The sequence below is a fragment of the Phyllobacterium sp. MT110 genome, from assembly GCF_058792715.1.
The window spans coordinates 472,966-496,730 of the sequence record NZ_JBXAFE010000002.1; the positions used below are offsets into that span (position 1 = coordinate 472,966).

Here is a 23,765-nt window from a genome sequence, read left to right on the forward strand (position 1 = left end):
TTCAGCTCTGCCGCTCGGCAATGAACCGTGCGGCCTGCTTGAGCAGGGCAGCCTTTTCGCCGAAGGGCGCAAGCAATTCCTCGGCCTGTGCCACCAGCCCGCTCAACTGGCGCTTGGTCCAGTCGATCCCGTGCAGTGAAACCAGCGTAGCCTTGCCCGCTGCCGCATCCTTGCCGGTGGCTTTGCCCATATGGGCAGCATCGGCGGTGACATCGAGCAGGTCGTCGGCCAGCTGAAAGGCAAGGCCAATGGCCGAGCCGTATTCCGCCAGCCGTTCGCGATCCCGGGAATTGGCATTGCCGATCATGGCACCGGCCTCGCAGGCGAAACGGATCAGCGCGCCGGTCTTCATGGCCTGCAGGCGGATGATGCCTGCCTCGTCGGGCTTGACCTTTTCCGCTTCCAGATCGAGCGCCTGGCCGCCGGTCATGCCGCCGATGCCGGCAGCGCGTGCCAGAGCCGTCACCAGTGCAACCTTGGCGCCGGGATCAAGTTCCGTCGCCTCGGCTGCGATCAGTTCGAACGCGTAGGTCAGGAGGCTGTCCCCTGCGAGGATTGCCGCTGCCTCGTCGAATTTGCGATGCACCGTCGGCTGGCCGCGGCGCATATCGTCATTGTCCATGGCCGGTAGATCGTCATGGACGAGCGAATAGCTGTGGATGCATTCCAGCGCCGCCGCTACCCGCAAAGCCGCGGGGGTGTCGGCACCGAAGAGCGCGGCGCTTTCCAGGACGAGGAAGGGGCGCAGGCGCTTGCCGCCATTGAGAACGCCGTGCCGCATCGCTGCCATGAGGCGGGGCGGACGGCTGATCTCGCCGTCTTGCGGCTGATCCGAGAGCAGGTCGGCCAGCAGTGTTTCCACCGAGGCGGCGCGATGCAGCAATGTCATCTGAAACAGGGAAGTGTCTTGATCTGTCATCATGATCTGGCAATGAGCGAAAAATCGGCGCCCGGTCAATGATTAGATGCGCTGCTTTTGCATTTTTGCCTTGTTGTCATTGTGAACATGGCCGGAATGGCATGGAAATGGTTCCCTTTGGCGGATGGTTGCTCTATGTCCATGATGGGCTTTCAACGCAGGCGGCGGGTGTGACACGGGTTCTGGTCAGAAACAAAAGAGGCGGAGGCTATCTGGTCAGTCCGGGCGGCTCGCCTTTGGGGCGCATCGTGCGCTACCTGATTCTGGCGGGCATCCTCCTGATGATGATCCCCATCATCCTGCTCAGCCTGTACCGGCTGCCGTTCGTGCATCCGGTTTCCACCTTGATGGTGAAGGACCTCGTGACTTTTTCCGGTTATGACCGGCGCTGGGTATCGCTGGACGAGATTTCCCCGGTGCTGGTGCATTCCGTCATGATGTCGGAGGATGCGCGGTTCTGCTTTCATTCCGGCGTCGACTGGGATGCGATGAATCTGGTTGTGTCCGATGCCATGGATGGCGAGCAGACGCGCGGTGCGTCGACGATCACGATGCAGACCGCCAAGAACCTGTTCCTGTGGAACAGCCGGTCTTTCATCCGCAAGGGCCTGGAAATGCCGCTGGCGATGATGACCGATCTGATCCTGACCAAACGGCGGGTGATGGAAATCTACCTGAATATTGCCGAGTGGGGCCCGGGCATCTATGGCATCGAGGCGGCGGCGCAGCACCATTTCAAGGTGAGTGCGGCAAGGCTGACACCGCGGCAGGCTGCCTTTCTCGCGGTGACCCTGCCCAACCCCATCGCGCGCAATCCGGCGCGGCCGGGGCAGGGGTTGCAAACGCTGGCAAGGCTCAATGAACGGCGTGCGCGGGGCGCCGGTGCGTATATTGGTTGTGTCAAATAGACACTAAGTCGGCGCAAATCCCGGCATATCGGCATTTGCGACAAAAAATATGCGACTCATGCTGGTCAAAAGCTCTCAAGCCGTGTATAGCCCCAGCCGAACTTTCCGGAATTTTGTCCATTGTGACAGGCTCGATCGGGCCAGCGCCGGATTTTGACTGATTACTGGAGCAGGAACAATGGCTGTACCTAAAAGAAAAACTTCTCCGTCGAAGCGCGGCATGCGCCGCTCCGCCGACGCGTTGAAGGCCCCGACTTACGTCGAAGACAAGAATTCAGGCGAACTGCGCCGTCCGCACCATGTCGATCTGAAGACCGGCATGTATCGCGGCCGTCAGGTTCTGACGCCGAAAGAAGGCTGATCCCTTCCTGGATTTCGTGATAAAGAGGACCGGCCTTGTGCCGGTCTTTTTTGTTTATGACATGCCGATGGGAGACAGATGCCGTGATTTCCAATATTCCATTGATGATCGTGCCGCTTGTTGTGTTCAATCTGGTGGTTGCCGGATTGACGGGTATTGGCGGCGCCGATCCGTGGGCGACGCAGCTCTATTCCATGCAGATGCTGTCGGGCGGCGTATGGCGGATGACATTGGGCGACCTGATGATCGTGCTGTCGCTGGCGCTGCTGTTCTTCGAGATCATGAAGTCGACGCGCACGAGCAATGCCTCGGTGGTCGACCATCTCCTGTCGACCTTCGTGTTCGTGGCGTTTCTGGTGGAATTCCTGCTGGTTCCCAGCGCCTCGCATTCGCTGTTCTTCATTCTGATGGCAATGGCGTTTTTCGATATTCTGGCGGGATTCACCGTTTCGCTCCGGTCTGCCGGGCGCGACGTCAACTTTCGCTGACATCATGCAAAAACCCCGGCAAATGAGGCCATCTGCCGGGGCTTGATATCGCTGGGCCGGTCAGGCGGCGATGACTGCCTTGTCCGGTATGCGCATGACGATGAAGATGGCGAGCGCCGTCACAAGGGTGATCTCCGCCAGAATCTGCAGGAGCTGGCCGAAGGCTTCGCCATAGGTCTGCAGCACGGCTTCCGGGCTGACCGGACCCAATAGGCCCATGGCTGAGGCGATATTGCCGGTTGCCAGCTTCTGGGCCGCCTGCGCGACATCAGGACCCGCACCCAATTTCCAGTTGAGAAGCGCGGTAAGCAGGGCGCTGACAATAGCGAGGGCAATGCCTTCACCGGCAATGCGCGTGGTGCTGAAAATACCCGTTGCCATGCCGGCCCGCTCCTTTGGGACGACGCTGACGGCGAGGCCATCCATCAATCCCCAGGGCAGGCTGATGCCAAGGCCGATCAAGACCAATGCCGGGAGTGTCAGTTCCACCGGCTGGCCCGGCATGCAGCGGCTGAGCCAGAACAGTCCACCTGCCGAGAGGAGAAGGCCGGCACTGCACAGGATCGCGGCGGAGAACCAGCGCGTGAGCAGTGCTGCCAGAAATGGCACGATGAGCAGCGGCCCCGACAGGGCAATCATCATCTGCCCGGTCTGAACCTCGCTGAGGCCCTCCACGCCGATATAGCGGATGGGCAGGAGAATCAGCAGGACGACAAAGGAATAGGCGGGAGCCGCGGCGAGGATCTGCACGCCGACAAAACGCGGATAACGAAACAGGCTGAGGTCCAGCATCGGCCGTGCCGCGCGCTGTTCGATGATCGCGAAGAGACCGAACACGAGCAGGGCGGCGGCGAGCATGCCGATGACGAGCGGGTGGCCCCAGCCGATATCCGGCGCCTGCAATATGCCGCACGTGAGCAGCGTCAGCGCCAGCGTGAAGCTGATGGCGCCCGGCCAGTCGATGCCCCTTGCGTCGGGGTCGCGCGATTCCCGCAGCCGGAAAACACCAAGGCTAAATGCGACAAGGGTGATCGGCAGGGTGACGAGGATTGCTGCCTGCCAGCCGAAATGACTGATCAGCATTCCCGAGAGAATCGGCCCGAAAGACAGGCCAATGCCGAATGTGATGCCGATCATGCTGAAGGCGCGGGTGCGTTCCTGCCCGTCGAATTCCTGGGCGAGCGCAGCCATGCCACCCGAGAAAGCCAGGGCACTTGAAAGACCCTGTGCCGCGCGCATGATGTCAAACCAGACAAGGCTGGTGGCAAGCGACAGCGCCAGCGAGAAAACGGCAAAAAGCACAAGGCCTGTCAGGAAGACGCGTTTGCGCCCGTAATTGTCGGCGAGCGCGCCCGCCGCCATCAGGCTGCTGCCGAAGGCCAGCATGAAGCCATTGGTAACCCAGTTGAGTTCGACCGGGCTGCCGCCAAGGGCGCGGGCAATGGCAGGAAGTGCGACGGCAGGGCCGGTAAAGCTGACGGGCATGGCGAGAGCCGCCAGGCAGACAGCGGTCAGAATCATCAGCTTCTCCGCTGTACTGTGCGGATGTGTGTGGGCAGTCATTTTTCACCTGCGGTATCTAAATGTGGGAGGGAATGGTTGAATTCATGATACACAGGCTTTAATCGTTGAAAATTACGCCATACTTCCCGACATAGCGGACAATATTTCTCTAATAGAGTGACCATGGATAATCTGAATGGTTTGTTTGCTTTCGTGCGGTCTGCGGAAACGCTGAGTTTCGTTGCGGCGGGCCGGTCGCTGGGTATTTCCGCTTCGGCGGTTGGAAAAACGATCGCCCGGCTGGAGCAGAACCTGGATGTGCGCCTGTTCCAGCGCAGCACGCGCCGCATCAGCCTCACCGAGGAGGGGCAGCTGTTTTATGAGCGCTGCCGCCGCATCATTGATGATCTCAATGACGCCGAATCCATGCTGTCGCGCACCAAGGAAGCCCCGCGCGGGCGCTTGCGTGTGAGCCTGCCGACGATCGGCTATCGTTTCCTGCTGCCGCACCTGCCCGAATTCGAACAGCTCTATCCGGAAATCGAGCTTGATCTCGATTTCAACGACCAGATCGTCAATGTGATCGAAGAAGGGTTCGACGCCGTCATTCGCAGTGGAGATTTGCCGGATTCGTCGCTGATGGCGCGCCGGCTTGGACCGTTCCGGCAGGTGCTTGCCGCGTCGTCAGCCTATCTGCAGAGGCGCGGCAGACCGAGGGAATTGCGCGATCTGCAGCATCACGCCTGTCTGCGCTACCGCTTTCCGACAAGTGGCAAGCTGCAGGATTGGGTCATGGGAGGAGCAGCTTCGGACATTGACCTGCATCTGCCCTCGGCGCTGGTGTGCAACAATATGGAAGCGCTCTATGGCGCGACGGTCCGCGGCCTCGGCATTGCCTATATGCCGGATTTCCTGGTGGCCGATGCGGTGAAGGCCGGCGAACTGCACACACTGCTTGACGAATGTCTGGTTCAGACAGGCCAGTTCTGGGTGCTCTGGCCTTCAAACCGGCATCTGTCGCCGAAGCTGCGGGTGTTCGTCGATTTCATTGCGCCCCGGCTGTTCGCCGGGACACGCCTGTAGCGCCGCTGCCCTGTTCCAGAACAGGGCCGGTGATCAGCTCTGGCCGCCGTCGGCGATGAAACCGGCCGCCTGAATACCGGCGATGGCAGCAATCTCGTCATTGTCGGAGGTGTCGCCGGTGATGCCAACCGCGCCGAGAAGCTCCCCCTTGGCATTCTTGATGAGAACGCCGCCTGCCACCGGGATGACGCGGCCGCCCGATGCTGCCACCAGCCCCTCAACGAAGTGCGGGCGTTCCTTGGCGAATTTTTCAACGGTGCGCGATCCCGTGCCGATGGTCAGACCGCCGAACGCCTTGCCGAAGGCGATCTCGAAGCGCAGCAGGGAAGCGCCGTCCTGCTTCTGGAAGGCCTTGAGGTGGCCGCCGGCATCGAGCACGGCGACGGAGAGTGGACGCATGCCGGCCTCGGTGCCCTTGGCAAGCGCTGCCTTGATGATGGTGTTGGCTTTGGAAAGTGAGAGTTGGGCCATGGTGTCCTCTTGGGTTCGTATGGTCATGGAATGCAAAAGCCGATCCGCCGCGCGAGCCGGATATTCAGTCAAAAATGGATGTGGCCTGGATTATTTGTCGAGGGAGTCCAGCTTGCGCTGCATGGCGGCGATCTGTTCTTTCAGTTCGTCCAGCCCGGTATCCTTCTTGGCGGTTTCGGCGGCGGGCGTTTCGTCGGCCTCGGCCGCTCCGGCCGTCTTGTTGAGCGGGAATGGCGTGAACATGCGCATGGCGTGCTGCAGCATTTCCGTATTGCGGCGAACCTGCTCCTCGACGAGCTTGACCGGCGCACTGATGTTCATCATGTCGATCGGCGATTTGCCGAAGGCGGCCGAAAGCTGCTCGCGCATGCGCTCCTGTTCCTTGGCAAAGGCACTCATGGACTGTTCGAGGAATGTTGGCAGCACCACCTGCATCTGGTCGCCGTAATAGGCGATGAGCTGGCGCAGGAACGGGATCGGCAGCATGTTCTGCCCATCCTTGTTTTCCAGTTCGAAGATGATCTGGGTCAGGACGGAATGGGTGATGTCTTCGCCGGTCTTGGCGTCCTGAACGGTGAAATCCTCATTGCGCTTCACCATCTCGGCGAGATCTTCCAGCGTCACATAGGTGCTTGTGCCGGTATTGTAGAGGCGCCGGTTGGCATATTTTTTAATGACGACGTCGCCGGTTTTTGCTGCCATCAGAGAACTCCCCAACTCATGTCATCAGACTCAAATGGTCTGAATTTGCGTGCCCGCTTACTGATATATCCGCGAGGATAGGGGGAAAGCAGCACAAATCAAAGTGATTTGTGCGCCGCATCCATCGCGCAGAGCATTCCAGCCTTTCTCTGCCTTGCAGGCGATAAATTTGGCTTCGCGGCGAATGCCCCTTGTCAAACTGCCGCAGGGAGGGAATTCTGTCCGGGAAGCCAAGCTGAATGAATTCAGCATCTCAATGATAAGGAGACGTCTATGACCCAATCCATCGTTATCGCCAGTGCAGCGCGAACCCCCGTGGGGTCGTTCAACGGTGCTTTTGCCAACGTCCCGGCCCACGAACTCGGCGCTGCGGTGATCAAGGAAGTGCTGAGCCGCGCCGGTGTCGATGGTGCCGATGTCGATGAAGTGATCATGGGCCAGGTGCTCAGCGCCGGCGAAGGGCAGAACCCGGCCCGCCAGGCCGCCATGGAGGCAGGCATTCCGCAGGAGGCGACGGCCTGGGGGCTCAACCAGCTCTGCGGTTCCGGCCTGCGCGCCGTGGCCCTCGGCATGCAGCAGATCGCAACCGGCGATGCCGATATCATCGTGGCGGGCGGACAGGAATCCATGTCGATGGCGCCGCATTGCGCGCATCTGCGCAGCGGCGTGAAGATGGGCGATTTCAAGATGATCGATACGATGATCAAGGATGGCCTGACCGACGCTTTCCATGGCTACCACATGGGCAATACCGCCGAGAACATCGCCCGCAAGTGGCAGTTCACCCGCGAAGATCAGGACAAGTTCGCCCTTGGCTCGCAGAACAAGGCGGAAGCCGCGCAGAAGGCGGGCAAGTTCAAGGATGAAATCGTGCCGTTCACGGTCAAGACCCGCAAGGGCGACGTGATCGTTGCGGATGACGAGTATATCCGTCACGGCGCGACACTCGACTCCCTTGCCAAGCTGAAGCCCGCTTTCGACAAGGAAGGCACCGTTACCGCAGGCAATGCCTCCGGCCTCAATGATGGCGCGGCTGCCGTGGTGCTCATGAGCGAGGACGAGGCCAAGCGCCGCAATGTCAAGCCGCTGGCCCGCATCGTTTCCTGGGCAACGGCCGGTGTCGACCCTGCCATCATGGGCACAGGTCCAATCCCCGCGTCACGCAAGGCCCTGGAGCGGGCCGGATGGAAGGTGGAGGACCTCGATCTGGTCGAAGCCAACGAAGCCTTTGCGGCGCAGGCGCTTTCCGTCAACAAGGATCTCGGGCTCAATCCCGACATCGTCAATGTCAATGGCGGTGCCATTGCCATCGGTCATCCCATCGGCGCATCCGGTGCCCGGGTGCTCAACACGCTGCTTTATGAATTGAAGCGCCGCAATGGCACAAAGGGCCTTGCCACGCTGTGCATTGGCGGCGGCATGGGCATTGCCCTGTGCGTTGAGCGCGTCAAGGACTGATCTGCAAGAATGAACACGGGTTCGGCCTTTGCCGAACCCGTGTTCCGGCAGCACTAAATTTCCAGGCTGCTGCCACGTCTCTTTTTCAACAACACTAACTTTGATCCAACATGAATTAGGGAGGGGAAATATGACCAAAACGGCAATCGTTACGGGCGGAACACGTGGTATCGGCGCAGCCATATCCGTGGCCCTGAAAGCGGCAGGGTACAAGGTCGCGGCAAATTACGCCGGCAATGACGACGCGGCGAAGAAATTCACGGAAAAGACCGGTATTGCCACCTACAAGTGGGATGTTTCCAACTATGAAGAATGCGCTGCCGGTATTGCCAGGATCGAGGCCGATCACGGCCCCGTCGCCGTGCTGGTCAACAATGCGGGCATCACCCGTGATGCCATGTTCCACAAGATGACCCCAGGCCAATGGGGCGAAGTGATCAACACCAATCTGACCGGCCTGTTCAACATGACCCATCCGGTATGGACCGGCATGCGTGACCGCAAATTCGGCCGCGTGATCAATATTTCCTCGATCAACGGACAAAAGGGCCAGGCCGGGCAAGCCAATTATTCCGCGGCCAAGGCCGGGGATATCGGCTTTACCAAGGCGCTGGCGCAGGAGGGTGCGCGCGCCGGCATTACGGTCAATGCCATCTGTCCCGGTTATATCGGCACGGAAATGGTTCGGGCCATCGACGAGAAGGTGCTCAACGAGCGCATCATTCCGCAAATCCCGGTCGGACGTCTGGGCGAACCGGAAGAAATCGCGCGCTGCGTGGTGTTCCTCGCCTCTGACGATGCCGGCTTCATCACCGGCTCGACGCTGACAGCCAATGGCGGGCAGTATTTCAGCTGATCGGAAGCAAATCAAAAGACGCCGCGGGCTGGAAACAGCCGGCGGCGTTTTTGTTTTGTGCGGCGGCGATTCCCGATATTCGCGGCCAAAGGTTAACGGCGTTTCCTGAATCTTGTCCTATTTCCTTCCCGTGCGTTCGGGGATTGGTGCGACTCCCGCGCCTTCAGCACAAGATGTAGCCGTGAACAAAACAGGAAAATGGACAAAGCGCTGATTCGTCGCTGATTCGTTCTTCCTTTGATCGGAGTGTTAATGAAACGGGGCGCCCGGACCTTGGATTCCTTAACTAACTATAAGGAAATATTGCGATTTTCTTAACAGAGCAAAAAATCGGTTGACGGCGGACTGCCCGTTTTTGTGCGGAAAAGCCAAAGGTTAACGGTGATGAGCCGATTCGTTGAAATCCTGTTCCCGCTGATTCAGCATCTTGTGCGACTCGCACCCGGGAAAGCTAGATGTGGCCGTGAACAAAGCAGGAATCTGATCCTATAGCTGATTCGTCGCTGATTCGTTCTGCTCGCGTTCTGTTTCTTAATGGAACACTCCGTGAATCGGTTCGCAATTGTTTATCTTGAGGTCGCCGCATACTTTCTGTCTGATGCCGATAATGCTATCGGATAGTGCATGCCCGGCATGCCTTGCTGGTTCTGGTAAGGCCGTCGTGCCGGTGTTGGATATTTTTGATGAACCTTATGCCTACTCCCGAACTTCCCTTGATCCTGAGCGGTCGTGACGTCACCGCCGTTCTGGGGCCGACGAACACGGGGAAGACTCACCTCGCCATTGAGCGGATGCTGGCGCACCAGACGGGCATGATCGGCCTGCCGCTGCGCCTGCTGGCGCGCGAAGTCTACAACCGTGTTGCCGAACGGGTAGGGCTTGCCAATGTCGCGCTGATCACCGGTGAGGAAAAGATCATGCCGCCCGGCGCGCGCTATGCGGTGTGTACCGTCGAAGCGATGCCGCGCCAGACGGATATGGATTTCGTTGCCATCGACGAGGTCCAGCTTGCCAACGATCTGGAGCGTGGCCACATCTTTACCGACCGCATCCTGCATCTGCGGGGCCGTCAGGAAACCTTGCTGCTTGGTGCGGCCACCATGCGCGGCATACTGGAAAAGCTGCTGCGCGGCATCTCCGTCGTCACGCGTCCGCGCCTGTCCAATCTGACCTATGCCGGCTCGAAGAAGATCACGCGCCTGCCGCCGCGCACCGCCATCGTGGCCTTTGCCGCGGACGAGGTTTATTCCATCGCCGAACTGATCCGCCGCCAGAATGGCGGCGCCGCCGTGGTCATGGGGGCATTGAGCCCGCGCACCCGCAATGCCCAGGTGGATCTCTATCAGTCGGGCGATGTGGATTATCTGGTCGCCACCGATGCCATCGGCATGGGGCTCAACCTCGATGTCGATCACGTGGCTTTTGCGCAGGACCGCAAGTTTGACGGCTATCAGTTCCGCGATCTGTCGCCGGGCGAAATCGGCCAGATCGCCGGGCGCGCCGGGCGGCACCTGCGCGATGGCACGTTTGGCGTTACAGGGCAGGTCTCCGGTTTTTCAGAAGAACTGGTGCAGCGCGTGGAATCGCATGCCTTCGATTCCGTCAAGATCTTGCAATGGCGCACCGCCCGGTTTGATTTCTCCAGCCTCGATGCACTGAGACGGTCGATCGACACGCCCGCACCGGTGGAGGGATTGACCCGGGCACTGCCTGCGGTGGATCAGCAGGCGCTCGAATATCTGTCGAAAGATCCGGATATCGCGCCGCTGGCCAACACGCCGGAACGGGTGGCCCTCCTGTGGGATGCCTGTGCGTTGCCGGATTACCGCAAAATTGCGCCGGCGCAGCATGCGGATATTATTGCATCGATCTATACAGATCTCGTCGAACATGGTCATGTTAACGAAACATACATGGGCGAACAGGTGCACCGGGCTGATACGACCGATGGCGATATCGATGCTTTGTCGCGGCGGATTGCCCAGATCAGAACTTGGACTTTTGTGTCGCATCGGCCCGGATGGCTGGCAGATCAGGCACATTGGCAAGAAAAGACGCGTGAAATTGAGGACAGATTATCAGATGCACTGCATGAACGGTTGACGAAACGCTTCGTAGACCGCAGGACAAGCGTGCTTATGAGGCGCCTGAGAGAGAATACAATGCTAGAAGCCGAAATTAGCCCTGCCGGGGACGTTGTTGTCGAAGGGCACCATGTTGGACGTTTGGATGGATTCCGTTTCACCACGGACAGCCAGATCGATGGAACCGATGCAAAAGCCGTGAAGGCCGCTGCACAAAAAGCCTTGGCGACAGAGTTCGACAATCGCGCCGAGCGCTTTGCCGCTTCCGCGAACGGCGACTTTGCCCTGGGATCGGACGGGACGCTGCGCTGGATTGGCGCTCCGGTCGCCTCGGTCGTCTCAGGCGAGCAGCCATTGAAGCCCCGTGCGGTGCTGCTGGCCGACGAGCAGTTGACGGGACCGGCACGCGACAAGGTCGCCGCGCGGGTTGACCGTTTCCTTGCCCATCATGTGGATACGGTGCTCAAGCCGCTGGTTGATCTTGCCAACGCGGATGCGCTGGTCGGGATCACGCGGGGACTGGCGTTCCAGCTCGTCGAAAATTTTGGCGTGCTGCAGCGCCGTGATGTGGCTGAGGATGTCCGCGGTCTCGATCAGGATTCGCGCGCGGCCCTGCGCCGTTTGGGCGTGCGCTTCGGCGCCTACCACGTCTTCCTGCCTGCATTGCTCAAACCGGCGCCTGCAGGTCTGCTAACGCTGCTGTGGGCACTCAAGGAAGATGCCAAGGATCGTCCCGGCTATGGCGATGTGGTGCAGGTGCTGTCCGCAGGCCGCACGTCGGTTGTCACCGATCCGGCCTTCGATCCGGCCTTCTACCGCCTTGCGGGCTACCGGCTGCTCGGACGCCGCGCCGTGCGCATCGATATTCTCGAGCGTCTGGCCGATCTCATCCGTCCGGCACTGGCATGGAAGCCGGGAAGCGGAACACGACCCGACGGTGCCTATGACGGCACGCGTTTCGTCGTCACCCCGGCCATGATGTCCATTCTCGGCGCAACAGCCGACGATATGGAAGAAATCCTGAAGAATCTCGGCTACCGCTCGGAAGCAACCGATGCAGCCGTTGTGTCGGCCAAGGTTGCCGAACTCGATGCGGTTGCCCAGGCGCCTGCCCCGCAGGAAACGGCTGCCGTTGCGTCGGAAGGCACCAAATCCGTGCCGGCTGCCGAACCGGTTGGTGATCCCATCGTCAAACCGGTTGTCGAGGCTGTGGCAGCCGTTGCGGCTGCCGAAGATGCGCCTGCGGCTGTTGCTGAAACCGCGACCGCTCCAGCGGCGGAAGAAGCACCCAAGCCGGTGCTGCTCTGGCGCCAGGCTCCCCGCTTCGAAGGCCGCAACAACAACCGCCGTCCACAGGGCGGGCGCGAGAATCAGCGTGAACCGCAGGCCCGCAATGGCAACAGCCAGGGCGAGGAGCGTCAAAGCCGTCCGAACCGCAATGCCGGTCCTCAGGGCGAGCGCGGTGAGCGCAAGGATTTCCGCGGCAAGGGCGGCAAGCCCGGCGGCGGCGACCGCGCCCGGCAGGAAGGTGGCAAGCCCTCCGGCAAGCCGCAGAATCATGGCAAGCGTCCGGAGCGGGAAGAACGCCCGGTCAAGATCGACATGGACTCCCCCTTCGCCAAGTTGCTGGCGTTGAAGGAGCAGATGAAGAAGTGAGGGTTTGACCCTAAATGACGGGAACCGACAGACAGCGCATCGACAAGTGGCTGTTTTTCGCGCGGGTGGTCAAATCCCGTTCCCTCGCTGCAAAGCTGGCATCGGGCGGCAACGTCCGGGTCAACAAGGACAAGATCGACCAGCCATCACACGGGGTCAAACCCGGTGATGTGCTGACGATCACGCTGGACCGGCGCATTCTCATTTACAAAGTCCTGTCCGGCGGCACCCGGCGCGGACCCGCCGAGGAGGCGCGGACGCTGTACGAGGACATTTCGCCGCCGCCACCGCCGAAGGATGCCATGAGCCGCTTCGACATGCTGCCCAGACGCGATGCGGGCAGCGGCCGTCCCACCAAGCGCGAACGGCGGGACGTCGACCGGCTGATGAAGGGCCGGGACAACGGCTCCGATGATTGACGCATCCGCGTCGCGGGTTGCGGGGCAAAACGCGGAAACATCGAAATTATCTCCAAATTCGTCGGCGGGGCTAAAATATTATTTCCGCAACACCTATATTAGAGCACAATGGTTGCTTGTCGGCAGGTCATCGCGATGCGATGAATGGCACGCTGCGGACTTGGACAATGGCTCGGTCCTGATGTGATGAAGACAATCCTTTTGCACGTCGAGATTTTTCGGGCCGCGTTCTGGTGCCGCAGTCCGTTTTCCCCTCTTGTCAGGCCGGTGCCAAATCGTTACCTCAACCGCTGACACGCTGACTATGGTGTCTTCAGGAGCCAGTAAATGACATATGTTGTGACCGACAATTGCATCCGCTGCAAATATATGGATTGCGTTGAGGTCTGTCCGGTCGATTGTTTTTACGAAGGTGAGAACATGCTCGTCATCCACCCGGATGAGTGCATCGATTGCGGCGTGTGCGAACCGGAATGCCCTGCGGAGGCCATCAAGCCGGACACCGAGCCGGGCCTCGACAGCTGGCTGCAGCTGAATTCGGAATATGCGGAAAAATGGCCGAATATTTCGGCGAAGAAAGATGCGCCCAGCGATGCCAAGGAAATGGACGGCGTCACCGGTAAACTCGAGAAATACTTCTCCCCGGAACCGGGCGAAGGCGACTAAACTTATTCGGGGTACCGCAGTTGCCCGCAAGACTGATTTGCCCTGAAAATCAAGTCTTGCAATGCGTTTAGTTTGCGCTTGTGCAGCAAAAAGTTGATTCTGATCACTTTTCGTGTTATGGTGCTGCGATATGTTGATCATTGGACGTCAATTTCGTGGCGCTAAAGCATAAATCACCAATCGGCTAGATTTTTTCCGGACTTAACAGTTCAGGTTGAGGTTCTTTGATTGTGACCCGTCCTGCTGTTTGGTCCGGATTGCTTTGCGTGAAAATATTGGCGGCCGACAAACCGGGTTCCGGTTTCCAGTGATTGGTTTAACCGGTGCGTTTTGCCGGGCGCAGCAGGGAGTAATGAAGCGCATGACAGCAGTTCCGCAGAAAAAGACCGCCCAGCGTATCGGATTTAAGACGGGTGAGTTTATTGTATATCCGGCTCACGGCGTAGGCCAGATCGTCAATATCGAAGAACAGGAAGTTGCGGGCCACAAGCTCGAACTTTTCGTGATTGACTTTCAGAAGGACAAGATGCGCCTGAAGGTACCGGTTGCAAAGGCAACCGCCATTGGTATGCGCAAACTCTCAGAAACAGATTATGTCGACCGTGCGCTGAAGGTAGTTCAGGGACGGGCCCGTATCAAGCGCACCATGTGGTCCCGCCGCGCGCAGGAATATGATGCGAAGATCAACTCGGGCGATCTGATTTCCATTTCGGAAGTTGTCCGCGATCTTTTCCGTGCCGACAATCAGCCGGAACAGTCCTATTCCGAACGCCAGCTCTATGAAGCAGCGCTCGACCGCATGGCCCGTGAAATTTCCGCCGTCAACAAAATGTCGGAAACCGAAGCCGTCCGTCTGATCGAAGTCAATCTCGCCAAAGGTCCCAAGCGCGGCGCGAAGACTGAAGAAACCGAAGCTGATGCGGACATTTCCGTTGAAGACGAACAGGAAGAAGCCGCGTAACAGCGGGTTCATCCCTTTCAACAAACAGCCCGGTTCTACCGGGCTTTTTGTTATTCGCTGATGATCTTCATCTTGTCGCCGACGGAAACCGTGCCGCCGGGCGGCAGGGCGTTGATCAGCCGGAAGAGATCCAGCTTGCGGTCCGTGCCCATGATCTGGCTGGAGAGGCTGGCGAGCGTATCGCCCGCCTTGACCGTGACAACGCGGATCCGCAGCGGCTTGATGTTGGCCTTTTCCTGCGCCGTCAGCAAATGGAAGCTCTGCGTCACCGTTTGCGCTGCCGGCATCAGAGCCGTGCTGCCCGTGGGCGCTGCCGTCAGGAAGCGATAGATGCGGTCGCCGGAATTCACGACGAAAATATCAAACTCCCAGCGGTCCGCCTTGGCTTTTGCCGTGGCGGCAGGCATGCCGTTGAATGTCGTCGCCTTGACGCTGGCATTGTCCAGGCCGGTTACCCAGCCGCTGCGCATGTAGTCGACCATCGATGTCTTGCCGGAAACCTGGGTTCCATCAAAGCGGATCGCGACTTCGCCGGGTCCGGTTGCCATGACGGCGGCTGCGGAATTGTCGATGACAAAGCCGTCCGGCACGGTGAAGCTGACGCCGAGCAGCGGATGCACGAAGGTGCGGCCGCGGACATAGCCTTCTTCCGGCGTGTCGCCATAGAGCAGCCCGTCGATCCCTTGCAGGAAGGAATCGCGGTCCGTCGTGCCGACACCGGGCGCACCGATCTTGCGGGCATGGCCGCGCGCCAGCTCGATGCGCTGCGGCGCGGAGGGATGGCTGGCAAGGAAGTCGAGGCTGGCATCGGTGGCGCCGGAGACGTTGCGGAAGTCCGCATAGGAGGCCATCGACTGCAGGAAGCGCGCAGCCGCAAACGGATCATACCCGGCTTCGCCGATCATCTTGATGCCGATGGCATCCGCCTGCAATTCCTGATTGCGCGAGAACTGCGCCATGCGCAGCTTGCCGCGAATGAGCGCCTCGCGGCCCGCCTGGTCGTCCTGCAGCACTTCCGACACAACGCGGCCGGCGATGACGGCTTCCGCTTCGCGCTGCTGGCGTTCGATGCCGTGATTGGCGATCACATGGCCCATTTCATGGGCAATGACGGCGGCAAGTTCCGCGCTGTCATTGGCCAGCGCAAGCAGGCCGCGGGTGACATAGAGATAGCCGCCCGGCAGTGCGAAGGCATTGATGTTGGGCGAATTGAGGATGGTGATGCGATAGGTATGGGTCGGATTGTCCGATACGGTGGTCAGATTGCCGACGACCTTGGCAACCATGCGTTCGAGCTTCGCGTCCTTGTACTCGCCGCCATAGGTGGCCAGGATGCGGGGATGCTGTTCGGCACTCAGTTTGGCCAGCCGGTCATTCTTCGAGACATTGTCGACGATGACAGGGCTTGAGGACGGGCCGAGCGCATCTTCCTTGGTAACGTTGAGCACCTGGCAGCCCGACAGAAAGGCGAGCAGCAGGGTCGTCGAAACCACGGTCGTGCTTCGTACTGCCGGATGGAACCGTCGATTGCCGATGGGGAGAATGTGCGAACCCAGAATCATGTCCTCATGTCGTGCGGCGCCAGTGCAAACGCTAAAGCCAAGTTCTCACTCGTCTTTTGCCTGCGGAATCGGTGTGCTTACTTTCTAGCTAGCCCGTTGAGCAGGCTGGGGCAAGAATTACATTGATTTCTTATGAGACCCATTGAGTACAAAATATGTCAAAGTGATAACTCTTGCGAGCCGAGATATTTTCGCAACAGGGAGGGGCCTTTGGCCGAGAGCAATTCGCCCGCGGGCCCCGATGCTGCCACATGGCCATTTTCGAGAAAGAACAGCGTTGATGGTAAACGCAAAGCATCGTCCGGATGGTGGGTGACCATCACAACAGTCATTCCAGTATCTTTTTGCAGTTGTCCGACCAGATCAAGCATTTCATGGCGCAATGCTGGACCAAGTGAAGCAAAGGCTTCATCAAGCAACAGTACAGGCCGGTTGCGCACCAGCGCCCGGGCGATGGCAACGCGCTGGCGTTCCCCGCCCGACAGTGCCGCCGGTTTGCGCGTCTCCTTGCCCGCAAGCCCAACCTTGGCGATGGCGTCGTGGACCGCCTGCTGATCCGCCGCGTCGAGGCGCAGGCCCGGCCTGCGGCCAAGACCGACATTGGCGGCAACGTCGAGATGGGCGAAGAGATTGTTGTCCTGAAACACCATGGAAACCGGGCGCCGGGATGGTTCGACATGCGTGACATCGGCATCGCCGATCAGCACGCGGCCGGAGAGCGGTGCCTCGAAACCGGCAATGAGATTGAGAACCGTGGATTTGCCCGCGCCGCTCGGCCCGATGATGGCGGCAATGGACGACGGTGCGATGGCAAGGTCGAAACGCATGGCCATATCGCCGTAATCGAAGCGAACGGCATCAAGCCGGATCGCGGCGCCGCCGGTTGTGATCTTTTCCGTTTGTTCAGCCATCTCTTGCATTGTCCTGTCGGGCGAGGCTGGCCGCACCGCAGTCGGCTGCGAACATCAAGAGCAGGCACAGGACCCCAAGGATCAGCGCAAGTCCCGCTGCATCCTGTGTGCGATAACTTCCCATGCGCTGCAAGAGCAGGAAAGGCAGGGTCTGGATGGAATCATTGCCGAACAGCGCGATGGTTCCAAGATCGCCCAGCGACAGGGCCATGGCAAAGGCGAAGGCAACACCCATGGGCAGGCGCAAAGCCGGCCAGTCGATCAGGCGCAGCCGGTCCCAGCCGGTGATGCCGAGCTGGAGGCAAAGCCGGTTGTGGCGGCTTGCAGCCGTATCCCAGGCCGGGCGCAGGATGCGGAAGGCGAAGGGCACGGCCATGGCGGCATTGACGCCGATGACCATGACGGGCGCAAGGCTGAACGGGTCGATGGCATGGCGCGAGAGGATGAACCAGCCGGCGCCGATGACAATGGGCGGCACCACCATGATCAGGCTCGCCCCCAGATCCAGTGACCGTTCGAACAGACCCGGCGAAACCGTTCGCCGCCGGCTCTGCTGATACTCCCGGGCGATGACAAGCGACAGCGACAGCGCGAGGGAGAGCAGGGCCGCGGCCGCGCCAAGCACGATGCTTGTGGCAATGGCGCGCCAGACGATGGATTCGCTCATCAGGCGCGCCAGGTCGGCGCCAAGCCCGGAGACAACGGTTCCGCCCATGGGCAGGCCGACAAAGAGCAGTCCGAGGAGAATGATCGCTGTATTGACGCATTGCGCTGCACGGCCCGGCCGCTCGAAGCGCCGCGTGGTCGTCTGAAGACTGAAGCCTTCGTCTGCCGGTTTGCCCGTCAGGCCGAGCAGCAGCAGCACGGCGATGGTCAGGCCCAGTTGCAGCAATGTGAGCGAGACGGCGCGGGCAATATCGAAATCGAAATGCAGGGACTGGTAGATCGCCACTTCCAGCGTGGTGGCACGCGGTCCGCCGCCCAGAGTCAGCACGATCGTGAACGAGGTGATGCAGAGCATGAAGATCAGCCCGGCAATACCGGACAGATTGCGGCGGATGACCGGCCATTCGATCAGGCGGAAGCGTGCCCAACCGCCCATGCCGAGCTGCGCGGCGAGTTTCCAGTAATCCGAAGGAATGGAATCAAGGCTTGCAAGCACCAGCCGGGTCGCCAGCGGCAGGTTGAAAAAGACGTGGGCGAGAAGGATGCCGGGAAGCCCGTAAATATTGGGTATGGTGTCCATGCCGAGGCTGCTGAAAGCAAAGGCCAGCAGGCCGTTGCGGCCATAGATGCTGGTGATACCCAGCACCGCAACAAGTGCGGGTAAGGCCAAGGGCAGGGCAAACAGGCGCAGAATCAGCGCGCGGCCGGGAAAGGCGGGATGTTCATGCAAGGCGCGCGCGAGTGGAATGGCAAGGGCAACCGCAAGCAGCATGGACAGGAGCGCCTGCACCAGCGTGAACCGAGCCACCCGCCACAGATAGCTGTCGAATGCGGCAAAACCTTCCACGCCGCCGCGCAGCGCTTCGGATGCGAGACTGAGAAGTGCGCCACCCGCAAGTGCCGCCAGAAAGGCGAGGGCGCATGCCCCCGCCCATGGTCTGAAACTGCGGATGGCAATCACAATGCTACAGGCTCATGGCCGCGAGCCATTCGTCGATCCAGGCTTTACGGTTCTTGGCGACCTCTTCGGACGGGAAGGCCAGGGTCTTGACGGGTTGAACAAGGGTTTCGAAGGCCGGGTTCAGCGCGTCGGTGGTTTTCGCAGCCGGATACATCCAGTTGTTTTCAGGAATCGCGTCCTGAAACGCCGGGCTGGTCATGAAGGCAAGAAACTGCGCCGATAGCGGGTTTTTCGCCCCGTTGACGGTCTGGGCAGCGACTTCGACCTGCAGGTAATGGCCTTCGCTGAACGAAATGGCCTTGTAGCGGTCCACGCGCTCGGCGATCAGGTGATAGGCAGGCGACGTCGTGTAGGACAGCACCAGCGGCGCTTCGCCCTTGGTGAAGAGGCCATAGGCTTCCGACCAGCCGGGCGTGACGGTCAGCACGCGGTCTTTCAGCTTTGCCCAGGCTTCCCCCGCCTTGTCGCCATAGACCGACTTGACCCAGAGCAGCAGGCCGAGACCGGGCGTCGAGGTGCGGGGGTCTTCGATGACGATCTTCTGCTTCGGGTCGCCTTCGACCAGTTCCTTCAGGCTTTCCGGCGGCGTCTTCAGCTTCTCGGAATCATAGATGACGGCGAAATAGCCGTAATCGTAGGGAACGAAGGTATCATCCTTGTAGCCGCCGGGGATGCTCACGGCGGAGGTGTCGATGCCATGGGGGGCAAACAGGCCGGTTTGCCTGGCCTCATAGGTCAGGTTGGTGTCGAGGCCGAGCACCACATCCGCCTTGGTTGACTCGCCTTCCAGCTTGACCCGGTTGAGCAGGGCAACGCCATCGGCAACCGCCACGAATTCGACCGTGCAGGCACATTGCTTTTCGAAGGCTTGTTTGACCTTCGGGCCGGGACCCCATTCGGCGGTGAAGCTTTCATAGGTGTAGACGGTGAGTTTGCCTTCGGCATGCGCGGTGCCAAGGGGAATGACGGCGAACAGAGCGGTCACAATGGCCGCTGTTTTTACAATAGTCTCGAATGGCCGCATCGGCGCCTCCTATCAGCAGTGTTCAAAAGGATTGGTGCGCCGGCAAATCTGCCGCGTCTAATCCCTCCGCCGGTACAAACCGGATCAGGTTCCGCGGGTTGGCAGGGTTTCCCCGTGCGCCTCTCAGCCGGTCCATGCGACCGGCACCCCGTTAGAGCGTGACAAGGATAGAGGTTCGGCCGAAGCCGTGCAAGCGGTCGATGCTTATGAAATCTTTATGTTTTGCCGGTTCTGCCAAATCGAAAGCTGATACTGGCGCGCCTATTGTCCCCAGCGAAAACATCCCGTGCGGCTGTTTTCCGATGGAAAGGGTCAATCATGTTTCGTGGTCACGGTTTTTATCATTCCCATGTCAGGGCGCAGCAGAACCCGGCTTCCCAAAACGCCCGCCGCAAGGCGATCCTCCTTCGTCCGCGCCGGCAGAAATTCATCCCGGAGCTCTATCCGAGCCTGTTTCTGGCCATCGGCGTGGCGATTGCCGGTATGGCCGCGATTGCACTCGGGCGCTTCGTTTAACCGAGAAACACGGATGCCCTGTGCGACCGGCTTGTGCCATGCTATGGCCGGTGCATGAGCAAATTCGTCCTTCTTCTTGGTGGAACCGTTCACGTCACCGACCGTCTTCGGCATCTCATTGCCGGGGCGCGCGTTCTTGCCGCCGATGGCGGCATTGCCCATGCGCAGGCGCTGGGCGTTGAACCCGAGTTGTGGCTGGGCGATTTCGATTCGACATCGCCTGAACTTGCCGAACGCTATGCGCATGTGCCGCGTTCGGTTTTTCCGGCCGCCAAGGACATGACCGACGGCGAACTGGCACTCAACGAGGCCTACCGGCTGGGCGCCACCGAAGTGATCCTGTGCGGCGCCTTTGGCGGTGAACGCACCGACCACACCCTGCTGCACCTGACCATGGCCACCCGCCATGCGGCGGAAGGCCGGAAGATCATTCTCTCCAGCGGAAGCGAGGAAGCGCATCCCCTGGTTGCAGGAGACTATGCGTTCGATTTTGCCGATGGAACGGTATTCAGCATTGTGGCCTTTACGTCCCTGCGCGGATTATTTATCCATGGTGCGCGATGGCCGCTGGAAAATATGGAACTTTCTTTCGGTTCATCGCTTACAGTGTCGAATGCCGTGTGTGGAAATCTCCACGTATCGCTTCGTTCAGGCAATGCAGTCCTGATTGCTGCGCCGTAAAATTGCGAACCGCTTGTAAAACAACGCGGAAAGTGCAATTCTTGCGGCACAGCATTGGGGACGCAAGCTGGTTAGTTTAGTTTTGAAACGGGAGAGGTCTTCCATGTTGAAAAGTTTGTCGACAGTAGCAGTTGCCGCACTTCTGGCATTTTCGGTAGCCGGTTGCACAACAAGTGAGCAGCGTACAGCGGGTTATGGCGTTGGCGGTGCAGCACTTGGTGCTTTGGCTGGTGGTGCAATCGGTGGTGGCCGTGGCGCACTGGCTGGTGCTGCCATCGGTGGTGTTGGTGGTGTGGCTGTTGGTGCCGCAACGGCCAACAATGATGGCCGCCGTTACTGCACATATGAAAACCGTTACGGCGAGCGTTATCGCGCGCCTTGCCGCGGTTACTAATCCTTCCCCATCAGGGAAAGCGGAACAGGCCGGGAAACCGGCCTGTTTTTGTTTGAGGCGCTGGGGTGCATGGGCTGATCTTTGTTCTGCCGCATTAAGCCCGCACGATATGGCCGCTATATTCATGTTGAGAGGATTGACTAATGAGTTTTCGTTTGACCGCCATTGCGGTTTCCGCGCTTCTGGCCATGTCATTGGCCGGTTGTGAAACGAGCGAACAGAACCAGCGGGCCGGGACGGGCGCGTTGATCGGCGGCGGTGTCGGCGCACTCGCCGGACAGGCACTCGGACACAATACCAAGAGCACCGTGATCGGTGCGGCCGGCGGCGCGCTTCTCGGTGCTGCTGTCGGTACGGCAACGACGCCAAGCGGTGGCGGCAACGGCAATCAGAATCTTTGCCGTTATCAGCGGCCCGATGGCAGCATCTACAACGCCCCCTGCGAAGGCAATGGCGGCCGCGGCGCTGCCTATGGCGGATACAACAACAACGGTTACAACAACGGCGGCTACTGAGCGGCACGTTGCTGAACGGATCCAGACAGGCCGGTTTTCCGGCCTGTTCTGTTTTATGCCATAAAGATATTTGACAGCGGCGCCAATCTCGCCGACAAGCGCCCGTCGGCACTGATGTCCGGCAATTGCGCTCCTTTTCCAGAACTGAAAAACCCATGGCTCCACCCCTTCTTCGTCTTGACCGGATTGCATTGACGTTTGGCGGCACGCCGCTCCTCAGCGATGCGGCGATTTCCGTCAGCGAGGGCGATCGCATTGCCCTTGTCGGCCGCAACGGGTCCGGCAAGTCGACGCTGCTCAAGATCGCGGCGGGCTTCATCACGCCGACCGACGGCGAAGTGTTCCGCCATCCCGGCGTCACCGTCCGCTATCTCGCCCAGGTGCCCGACATGGAAGGTTTTGCCAATGTCCGCGATTATGTCGAGGCGGGTCTGGGACCGGCGGACGATCTCTACCGCGTCAGCTACATTCTTGAACATCTCGGCCTGACCGGCGAGGAAAAGCCGGACAATCTGTCTGGCGGCGAGGCGCGGCGTGCGGCGCTGGCCAAGGTTCTCGCCCCCCAGCCCGATATCCTGCTTCTCGACGAGCCGACCAACCATCTCGACCTGACAACAATTGAATGGCTCGAAAGCGAATTGCGCCAGATCCGCTCCAGCATCGTGGTCATCTCCCATGACCGGCGGTTTCTGGAAAACATCAGCCGCTCGACGGTCTGGCTTGACCGCGGCGTTACGAAACGGCTCGACCAGGGCTTTGGCGCCTTCGAGGAATGGCGCGACAAGGTGCTGGAGGAAGAAGAGCGCGATCTGCACAAGCTCGGCCGCCAGATCGTGCGCGAGGAACACTGGTTACGTTACGGCGTTACGGCACGGCGCAAGCGCAACATGCGGCGTCTCGGCGAACTCCAGTCCATGCGCGGGGAATTCCGCAATCATCGCCGTGCGCAGGGAACCGCCGTCCTGAAGGCCAGCGATGCCAGGGAATCCGGCAAGCTGGTGATCGAGGCCGAGCATCTGGTCAAGGCCTATGGCGAGCGCGTGCTGGTCAAGGATTTCTCCACGCGCATCCAGCGCGGCAACTGCGTCGGCTTTGTCGGTCCGAACGGTGTCGGCAAGACCACGCTTCTCTCCATGCTGACAGGCCTGCTTGCCCCGGACAGCGGTTTCGTGCGCCTTGGCACCAATCTTGAAATCGCCGTGCTGGACCAGAAGCGCGACAGTCTCAACCTTGACCAAACCCTGTCCGATTATCTGACCGACGGGCGCGGCGAGAATGTCATCGTCAACGGCGAACAGCGCCATGTGGCGTCTTACATGAAGGACTTCCTGTTCCAGCCGGAGCAGTTGCGCACGCCGATCCGCGAACTGTCGGGCGGCGAACGGGCGCGGCTCATGCTGGCGCGCGTCCTGGCCCGCCCGGCCAATCTGCTGGTGCTCGACGAGCCGACCAACGACCTCGACATGGAAACGCTCGACCTCCTGCAGGAGCTGGTGTCCGGTTTTGCCGGAACCGTGCTCCTGGTCAGCCATGACCGCGATTTCCTCGACCGTACCGTAACATCGGTGATTGCGCCGGAAGGCGACGGGCGCTGGCTCGAATATGCCGGCGGCTATACGGACATGCTGGCGCAGCGCAAGGAAGCGCTGGCGACGCGCAAGGAGCTGAAGACGGCCAGGTCACCGGCCGCAACCGAAGCCGCCGGAGAGAAAACCGCAGTGCAGCGCGAGGAAAAGCGCAAACTGTCGTACAAGCAGAAATTCGCGCTGGAAAACCTGCCGGGCAAGATGGAAGCGCTGCACGCCGACATCCACAGGCTCGAGGCAAAACTTGCCGATCCGAACCTCTTTGCCAAAAACCCGCAGGTCTTCAACAAGACCGTCGAGGAGATTGGCAAGAAGCGGCACGATCTCGAGCGCTTTGAGGAAGAATGGCTCGAGCTGGAAATGCTGCGCGAGGAAATCGAGGGCTAGAGCCTCACCTGTTCGGCCAACGCGGCA

Annotated in this window: 23 protein-coding genes and 1 riboswitch; of the genes, 15 read left to right on the forward strand and 8 right to left on the reverse strand. The window is 60.1% G+C overall.

The features are described from left to right. Position 1: 1 nt before the first annotated feature. Entirely contained in the window at positions 2 to 919 is a 918-nt protein-coding gene (locus AC1Q5O_RS13880; RefSeq protein ID WP_223613729.1) for a polyprenyl synthetase family protein, read from the reverse strand. A 170-nt stretch (positions 920 to 1,089) separates the two neighbouring features. On the opposite strand from AC1Q5O_RS13880, the gene mtgA reads away from it, so the two are divergent. From mtgA to AC1Q5O_RS13895, 3 genes are all read left to right on the forward strand, one after another. Beyond that, a complete protein-coding gene (mtgA, locus tag AC1Q5O_RS13885) occupies positions 1,090 to 1,827 on the forward strand; it encodes a monofunctional biosynthetic peptidoglycan transglycosylase (RefSeq protein ID WP_288193000.1) in 738 nt (245 codons plus the stop codon). Positions 1,828 to 2,005: 178 nt separating this feature from the next. Beyond that, positions 2,006 to 2,188 carry a 50S ribosomal protein L32 gene (gene rpmF, locus AC1Q5O_RS13890; protein WP_008121851.1) on the forward strand — a complete coding sequence of 61 codons (183 nt, stop codon included), beginning with the start codon at positions 2,006 to 2,008 and terminating at the stop codon, positions 2,186 to 2,188. 83 nt (positions 2,189 to 2,271) lie between these two features. Then, positions 2,272 to 2,676 carry a hypothetical protein gene (locus AC1Q5O_RS13895; RefSeq protein ID WP_105734368.1) on the forward strand — a complete coding sequence of 135 codons (405 nt, stop codon included), beginning with the start codon at positions 2,272 to 2,274 and terminating at the stop codon, positions 2,674 to 2,676. Between the two features lie 60 nt (positions 2,677 to 2,736). On the opposite strand, the gene AC1Q5O_RS13900 is transcribed toward AC1Q5O_RS13895, so the two are convergent. Further along, the gene (locus tag AC1Q5O_RS13900) at positions 2,737 to 4,197 is read right to left on the reverse strand and encodes an MFS transporter (RefSeq protein ID WP_492563693.1); all 1,461 of its coding nucleotides are present in this window, start codon (positions 4,195 to 4,197) and stop codon (positions 2,737 to 2,739) included. Positions 4,198 to 4,362: 165 nt separating this feature from the next. Between AC1Q5O_RS13900 and AC1Q5O_RS13905 the strand changes: the two genes are divergently transcribed. Then, the gene (locus AC1Q5O_RS13905) at positions 4,363 to 5,262 is read left to right on the forward strand and encodes a LysR family transcriptional regulator (protein WP_223613727.1); all 900 of its coding nucleotides are present in this window, start codon (positions 4,363 to 4,365) and stop codon (positions 5,260 to 5,262) included. Between the two features lie 33 nt (positions 5,263 to 5,295). Here AC1Q5O_RS13905 and AC1Q5O_RS13910 read toward each other — a convergent pair whose 3' ends face one another. Beyond that, positions 5,296 to 5,733: a GlcG/HbpS family heme-binding protein gene (locus tag AC1Q5O_RS13910; RefSeq protein WP_223613726.1), complete on the reverse strand. Its 438-nt coding sequence runs from the start codon at positions 5,731 to 5,733 to the stop codon at positions 5,296 to 5,298. A gap of 90 nt (positions 5,734 to 5,823) precedes the next feature. Next, positions 5,824 to 6,435 (reverse strand): polyhydroxyalkanoate synthesis repressor PhaR, encoded by a 612-nt coding sequence (gene phaR / locus AC1Q5O_RS13915; protein ID WP_105734372.1) that lies wholly within the window; start codon positions 6,433 to 6,435, stop codon positions 5,824 to 5,826. Positions 6,436 to 6,708: 273 nt separating this feature from the next. On the opposite strand from phaR, the gene AC1Q5O_RS13920 reads away from it, so the two are divergent. The 6 genes from AC1Q5O_RS13920 (at position 6,709) to AC1Q5O_RS13945 (ending at position 14,535) form a co-directional block, all read left to right on the forward strand. Further along, on the forward strand, positions 6,709 to 7,893 hold the full coding sequence (locus tag AC1Q5O_RS13920; RefSeq protein WP_464661656.1) for an acetyl-CoA C-acetyltransferase: 1,185 nt from the start codon (positions 6,709 to 6,711) through the stop codon (positions 7,891 to 7,893). A gap of 130 nt (positions 7,894 to 8,023) precedes the next feature. Continuing rightward, positions 8,024 to 8,749 (forward strand): acetoacetyl-CoA reductase, encoded by a 726-nt coding sequence (gene phbB, locus AC1Q5O_RS13925; RefSeq protein ID WP_105734374.1) that lies wholly within the window; start codon positions 8,024 to 8,026, stop codon positions 8,747 to 8,749. A gap of 683 nt (positions 8,750 to 9,432) precedes the next feature. Continuing rightward, on the forward strand, positions 9,433 to 12,489 hold the full coding sequence (locus AC1Q5O_RS13930; protein WP_492563695.1) for a helicase-related protein: 3,057 nt from the start codon (positions 9,433 to 9,435) through the stop codon (positions 12,487 to 12,489). Between the two features lie 14 nt (positions 12,490 to 12,503). Further along, positions 12,504 to 12,908 carry an RNA-binding S4 domain-containing protein gene (locus tag AC1Q5O_RS13935; RefSeq protein ID WP_223613723.1) on the forward strand — a complete coding sequence of 135 codons (405 nt, stop codon included), beginning with the start codon at positions 12,504 to 12,506 and terminating at the stop codon, positions 12,906 to 12,908. 327 nt (positions 12,909 to 13,235) lie between these two features. Next, complete coding sequence (fdxA, locus tag AC1Q5O_RS13940) at positions 13,236 to 13,574, forward strand: ferredoxin FdxA (RefSeq protein WP_105734377.1); 339 nt, start codon at positions 13,236 to 13,238, stop codon at positions 13,572 to 13,574. 352 nt (positions 13,575 to 13,926) lie between these two features. Beyond that, positions 13,927 to 14,535: a CarD family transcriptional regulator gene (locus AC1Q5O_RS13945; RefSeq protein WP_223613722.1), complete on the forward strand. Its 609-nt coding sequence runs from the start codon at positions 13,927 to 13,929 to the stop codon at positions 14,533 to 14,535. A 50-nt stretch (positions 14,536 to 14,585) separates the two neighbouring features. Here the strand turns inward: AC1Q5O_RS13945 and AC1Q5O_RS13950 are convergent, their stop codons facing one another. From AC1Q5O_RS13950 to thiB, 4 genes are all read right to left on the reverse strand, one after another. Further along, complete coding sequence (locus AC1Q5O_RS13950; protein ID WP_464663130.1) at positions 14,586 to 16,013, reverse strand: M48 family metalloprotease; 1,428 nt, start codon at positions 16,011 to 16,013, stop codon at positions 14,586 to 14,588. Positions 16,014 to 16,255: 242 nt separating this feature from the next. Further along, complete coding sequence (gene thiQ / locus AC1Q5O_RS13955; protein ID WP_492563698.1) at positions 16,256 to 17,008, reverse strand: thiamine ABC transporter ATP-binding protein; 753 nt, start codon at positions 17,006 to 17,008, stop codon at positions 16,256 to 16,258. Beyond that, the gene (gene thiP, locus AC1Q5O_RS13960; RefSeq protein ID WP_492563699.1) at positions 17,001 to 18,635 is read right to left on the reverse strand and encodes a thiamine/thiamine pyrophosphate ABC transporter permease; all 1,635 of its coding nucleotides are present in this window, start codon (positions 18,633 to 18,635) and stop codon (positions 17,001 to 17,003) included. Before thiP ends, thiQ begins: the two co-directional genes overlap by 8 nt. Before the next feature lie 4 nt (positions 18,636 to 18,639). Continuing rightward, positions 18,640 to 19,659 carry a thiamine ABC transporter substrate binding subunit gene (thiB, locus tag AC1Q5O_RS13965; RefSeq protein WP_492563700.1) on the reverse strand — a complete coding sequence of 340 codons (1,020 nt, stop codon included), beginning with the start codon at positions 19,657 to 19,659 and terminating at the stop codon, positions 18,640 to 18,642. Positions 19,660 to 19,703: 44 nt separating this feature from the next. Further along, positions 19,704 to 19,820: riboswitch (TPP riboswitch) on the reverse strand. Positions 19,821 to 19,977: 157 nt separating this feature from the next. Between thiB and AC1Q5O_RS13970 the strand changes: the two genes are divergently transcribed. The 5 genes from AC1Q5O_RS13970 (at position 19,978) to AC1Q5O_RS13990 (ending at position 23,738) form a co-directional block, all read left to right on the forward strand. Next, complete coding sequence (locus tag AC1Q5O_RS13970; RefSeq protein ID WP_492563703.1) at positions 19,978 to 20,175, forward strand: hypothetical protein; 198 nt, start codon at positions 19,978 to 19,980, stop codon at positions 20,173 to 20,175. A 54-nt stretch (positions 20,176 to 20,229) separates the two neighbouring features. Continuing rightward, positions 20,230 to 20,856 carry a thiamine diphosphokinase gene (locus AC1Q5O_RS13975; RefSeq protein WP_464661648.1) on the forward strand — a complete coding sequence of 209 codons (627 nt, stop codon included), beginning with the start codon at positions 20,230 to 20,232 and terminating at the stop codon, positions 20,854 to 20,856. A gap of 103 nt (positions 20,857 to 20,959) precedes the next feature. After that, positions 20,960 to 21,250 (forward strand): YMGG-like glycine zipper-containing protein, encoded by a 291-nt coding sequence (locus AC1Q5O_RS13980; RefSeq protein WP_223613717.1) that lies wholly within the window; start codon positions 20,960 to 20,962, stop codon positions 21,248 to 21,250. Between the two features lie 143 nt (positions 21,251 to 21,393). Beyond that, positions 21,394 to 21,765, forward strand: coding sequence for a YMGG-like glycine zipper-containing protein (locus tag AC1Q5O_RS13985; protein WP_223613716.1), 372 nt, complete (start codon positions 21,394 to 21,396; stop codon positions 21,763 to 21,765). 155 nt (positions 21,766 to 21,920) lie between these two features. Continuing rightward, entirely contained in the window at positions 21,921 to 23,738 is a 1,818-nt protein-coding gene (locus tag AC1Q5O_RS13990) for an ABC-F family ATP-binding cassette domain-containing protein (RefSeq protein WP_492563706.1), read from the forward strand. The last annotated feature ends 27 nt before the right edge of the window (positions 23,739 to 23,765 follow it).

Excerpts from the sequence above, each read along its gene's own strand:
- AC1Q5O_RS13975 (WP_464661648.1), top strand. The coding sequence starts at position 20,230 with ATGAGCAAATTCGTCCTTCTTCTTGGTGGAACCGTTCACGTCACCGAC.
- AC1Q5O_RS13985 (WP_223613716.1), top strand. The coding sequence starts at position 21,394 with ATGAGTTTTCGTTTGACCGCCATTGCGGTTTCCGCGCTTCTGGCCATG.
- AC1Q5O_RS13905 (WP_223613727.1), top strand. The coding sequence starts at position 4,363 with ATGGATAATCTGAATGGTTTGTTTGCTTTCGTGCGGTCTGCGGAAACG.
- thiB (WP_492563700.1), bottom strand. The coding sequence starts at position 19,659 with ATGCGGCCATTCGAGACTATTGTAAAAACAGCGGCCATTGTGACCGCT.
- AC1Q5O_RS13900 (WP_492563693.1), bottom strand. The coding sequence starts at position 4,197 with ATGATTCTGACCGCTGTCTGCCTGGCGGCTCTCGCCATGCCCGTCAGC.
- AC1Q5O_RS13990 (WP_492563706.1), top strand. The coding sequence starts at position 21,921 with ATGGCTCCACCCCTTCTTCGTCTTGACCGGATTGCATTGACGTTTGGC.
- AC1Q5O_RS13920 (WP_464661656.1), top strand. The coding sequence starts at position 6,709 with ATGACCCAATCCATCGTTATCGCCAGTGCAGCGCGAACCCCCGTGGGG.
- AC1Q5O_RS13935 (WP_223613723.1), top strand. The coding sequence starts at position 12,504 with ATGACGGGAACCGACAGACAGCGCATCGACAAGTGGCTGTTTTTCGCG.
- rpmF (WP_008121851.1), top strand. The coding sequence starts at position 2,006 with ATGGCTGTACCTAAAAGAAAAACTTCTCCGTCGAAGCGCGGCATGCGC.
- AC1Q5O_RS13980 (WP_223613717.1), top strand. The coding sequence starts at position 20,960 with ATGTTGAAAAGTTTGTCGACAGTAGCAGTTGCCGCACTTCTGGCATTT.
- AC1Q5O_RS13970 (WP_492563703.1), top strand. The coding sequence starts at position 19,978 with ATGTTTCGTGGTCACGGTTTTTATCATTCCCATGTCAGGGCGCAGCAG.
- AC1Q5O_RS13945 (WP_223613722.1), top strand. The coding sequence starts at position 13,927 with ATGAAGCGCATGACAGCAGTTCCGCAGAAAAAGACCGCCCAGCGTATC.
- fdxA (WP_105734377.1), top strand. The coding sequence starts at position 13,236 with ATGACATATGTTGTGACCGACAATTGCATCCGCTGCAAATATATGGAT.
- thiQ (WP_492563698.1), bottom strand. The coding sequence starts at position 17,008 with ATGGCTGAACAAACGGAAAAGATCACAACCGGCGGCGCCGCGATCCGG.
- AC1Q5O_RS13930 (WP_492563695.1), top strand. The coding sequence starts at position 9,433 with ATGAACCTTATGCCTACTCCCGAACTTCCCTTGATCCTGAGCGGTCGT.
- phbB (WP_105734374.1), top strand. The coding sequence starts at position 8,024 with ATGACCAAAACGGCAATCGTTACGGGCGGAACACGTGGTATCGGCGCA.
- AC1Q5O_RS13880 (WP_223613729.1), bottom strand. The coding sequence starts at position 919 with ATGACAGATCAAGACACTTCCCTGTTTCAGATGACATTGCTGCATCGC.
- AC1Q5O_RS13910 (WP_223613726.1), bottom strand. The coding sequence starts at position 5,733 with ATGGCCCAACTCTCACTTTCCAAAGCCAACACCATCATCAAGGCAGCG.
- phaR (WP_105734372.1), bottom strand. The coding sequence starts at position 6,435 with ATGGCAGCAAAAACCGGCGACGTCGTCATTAAAAAATATGCCAACCGG.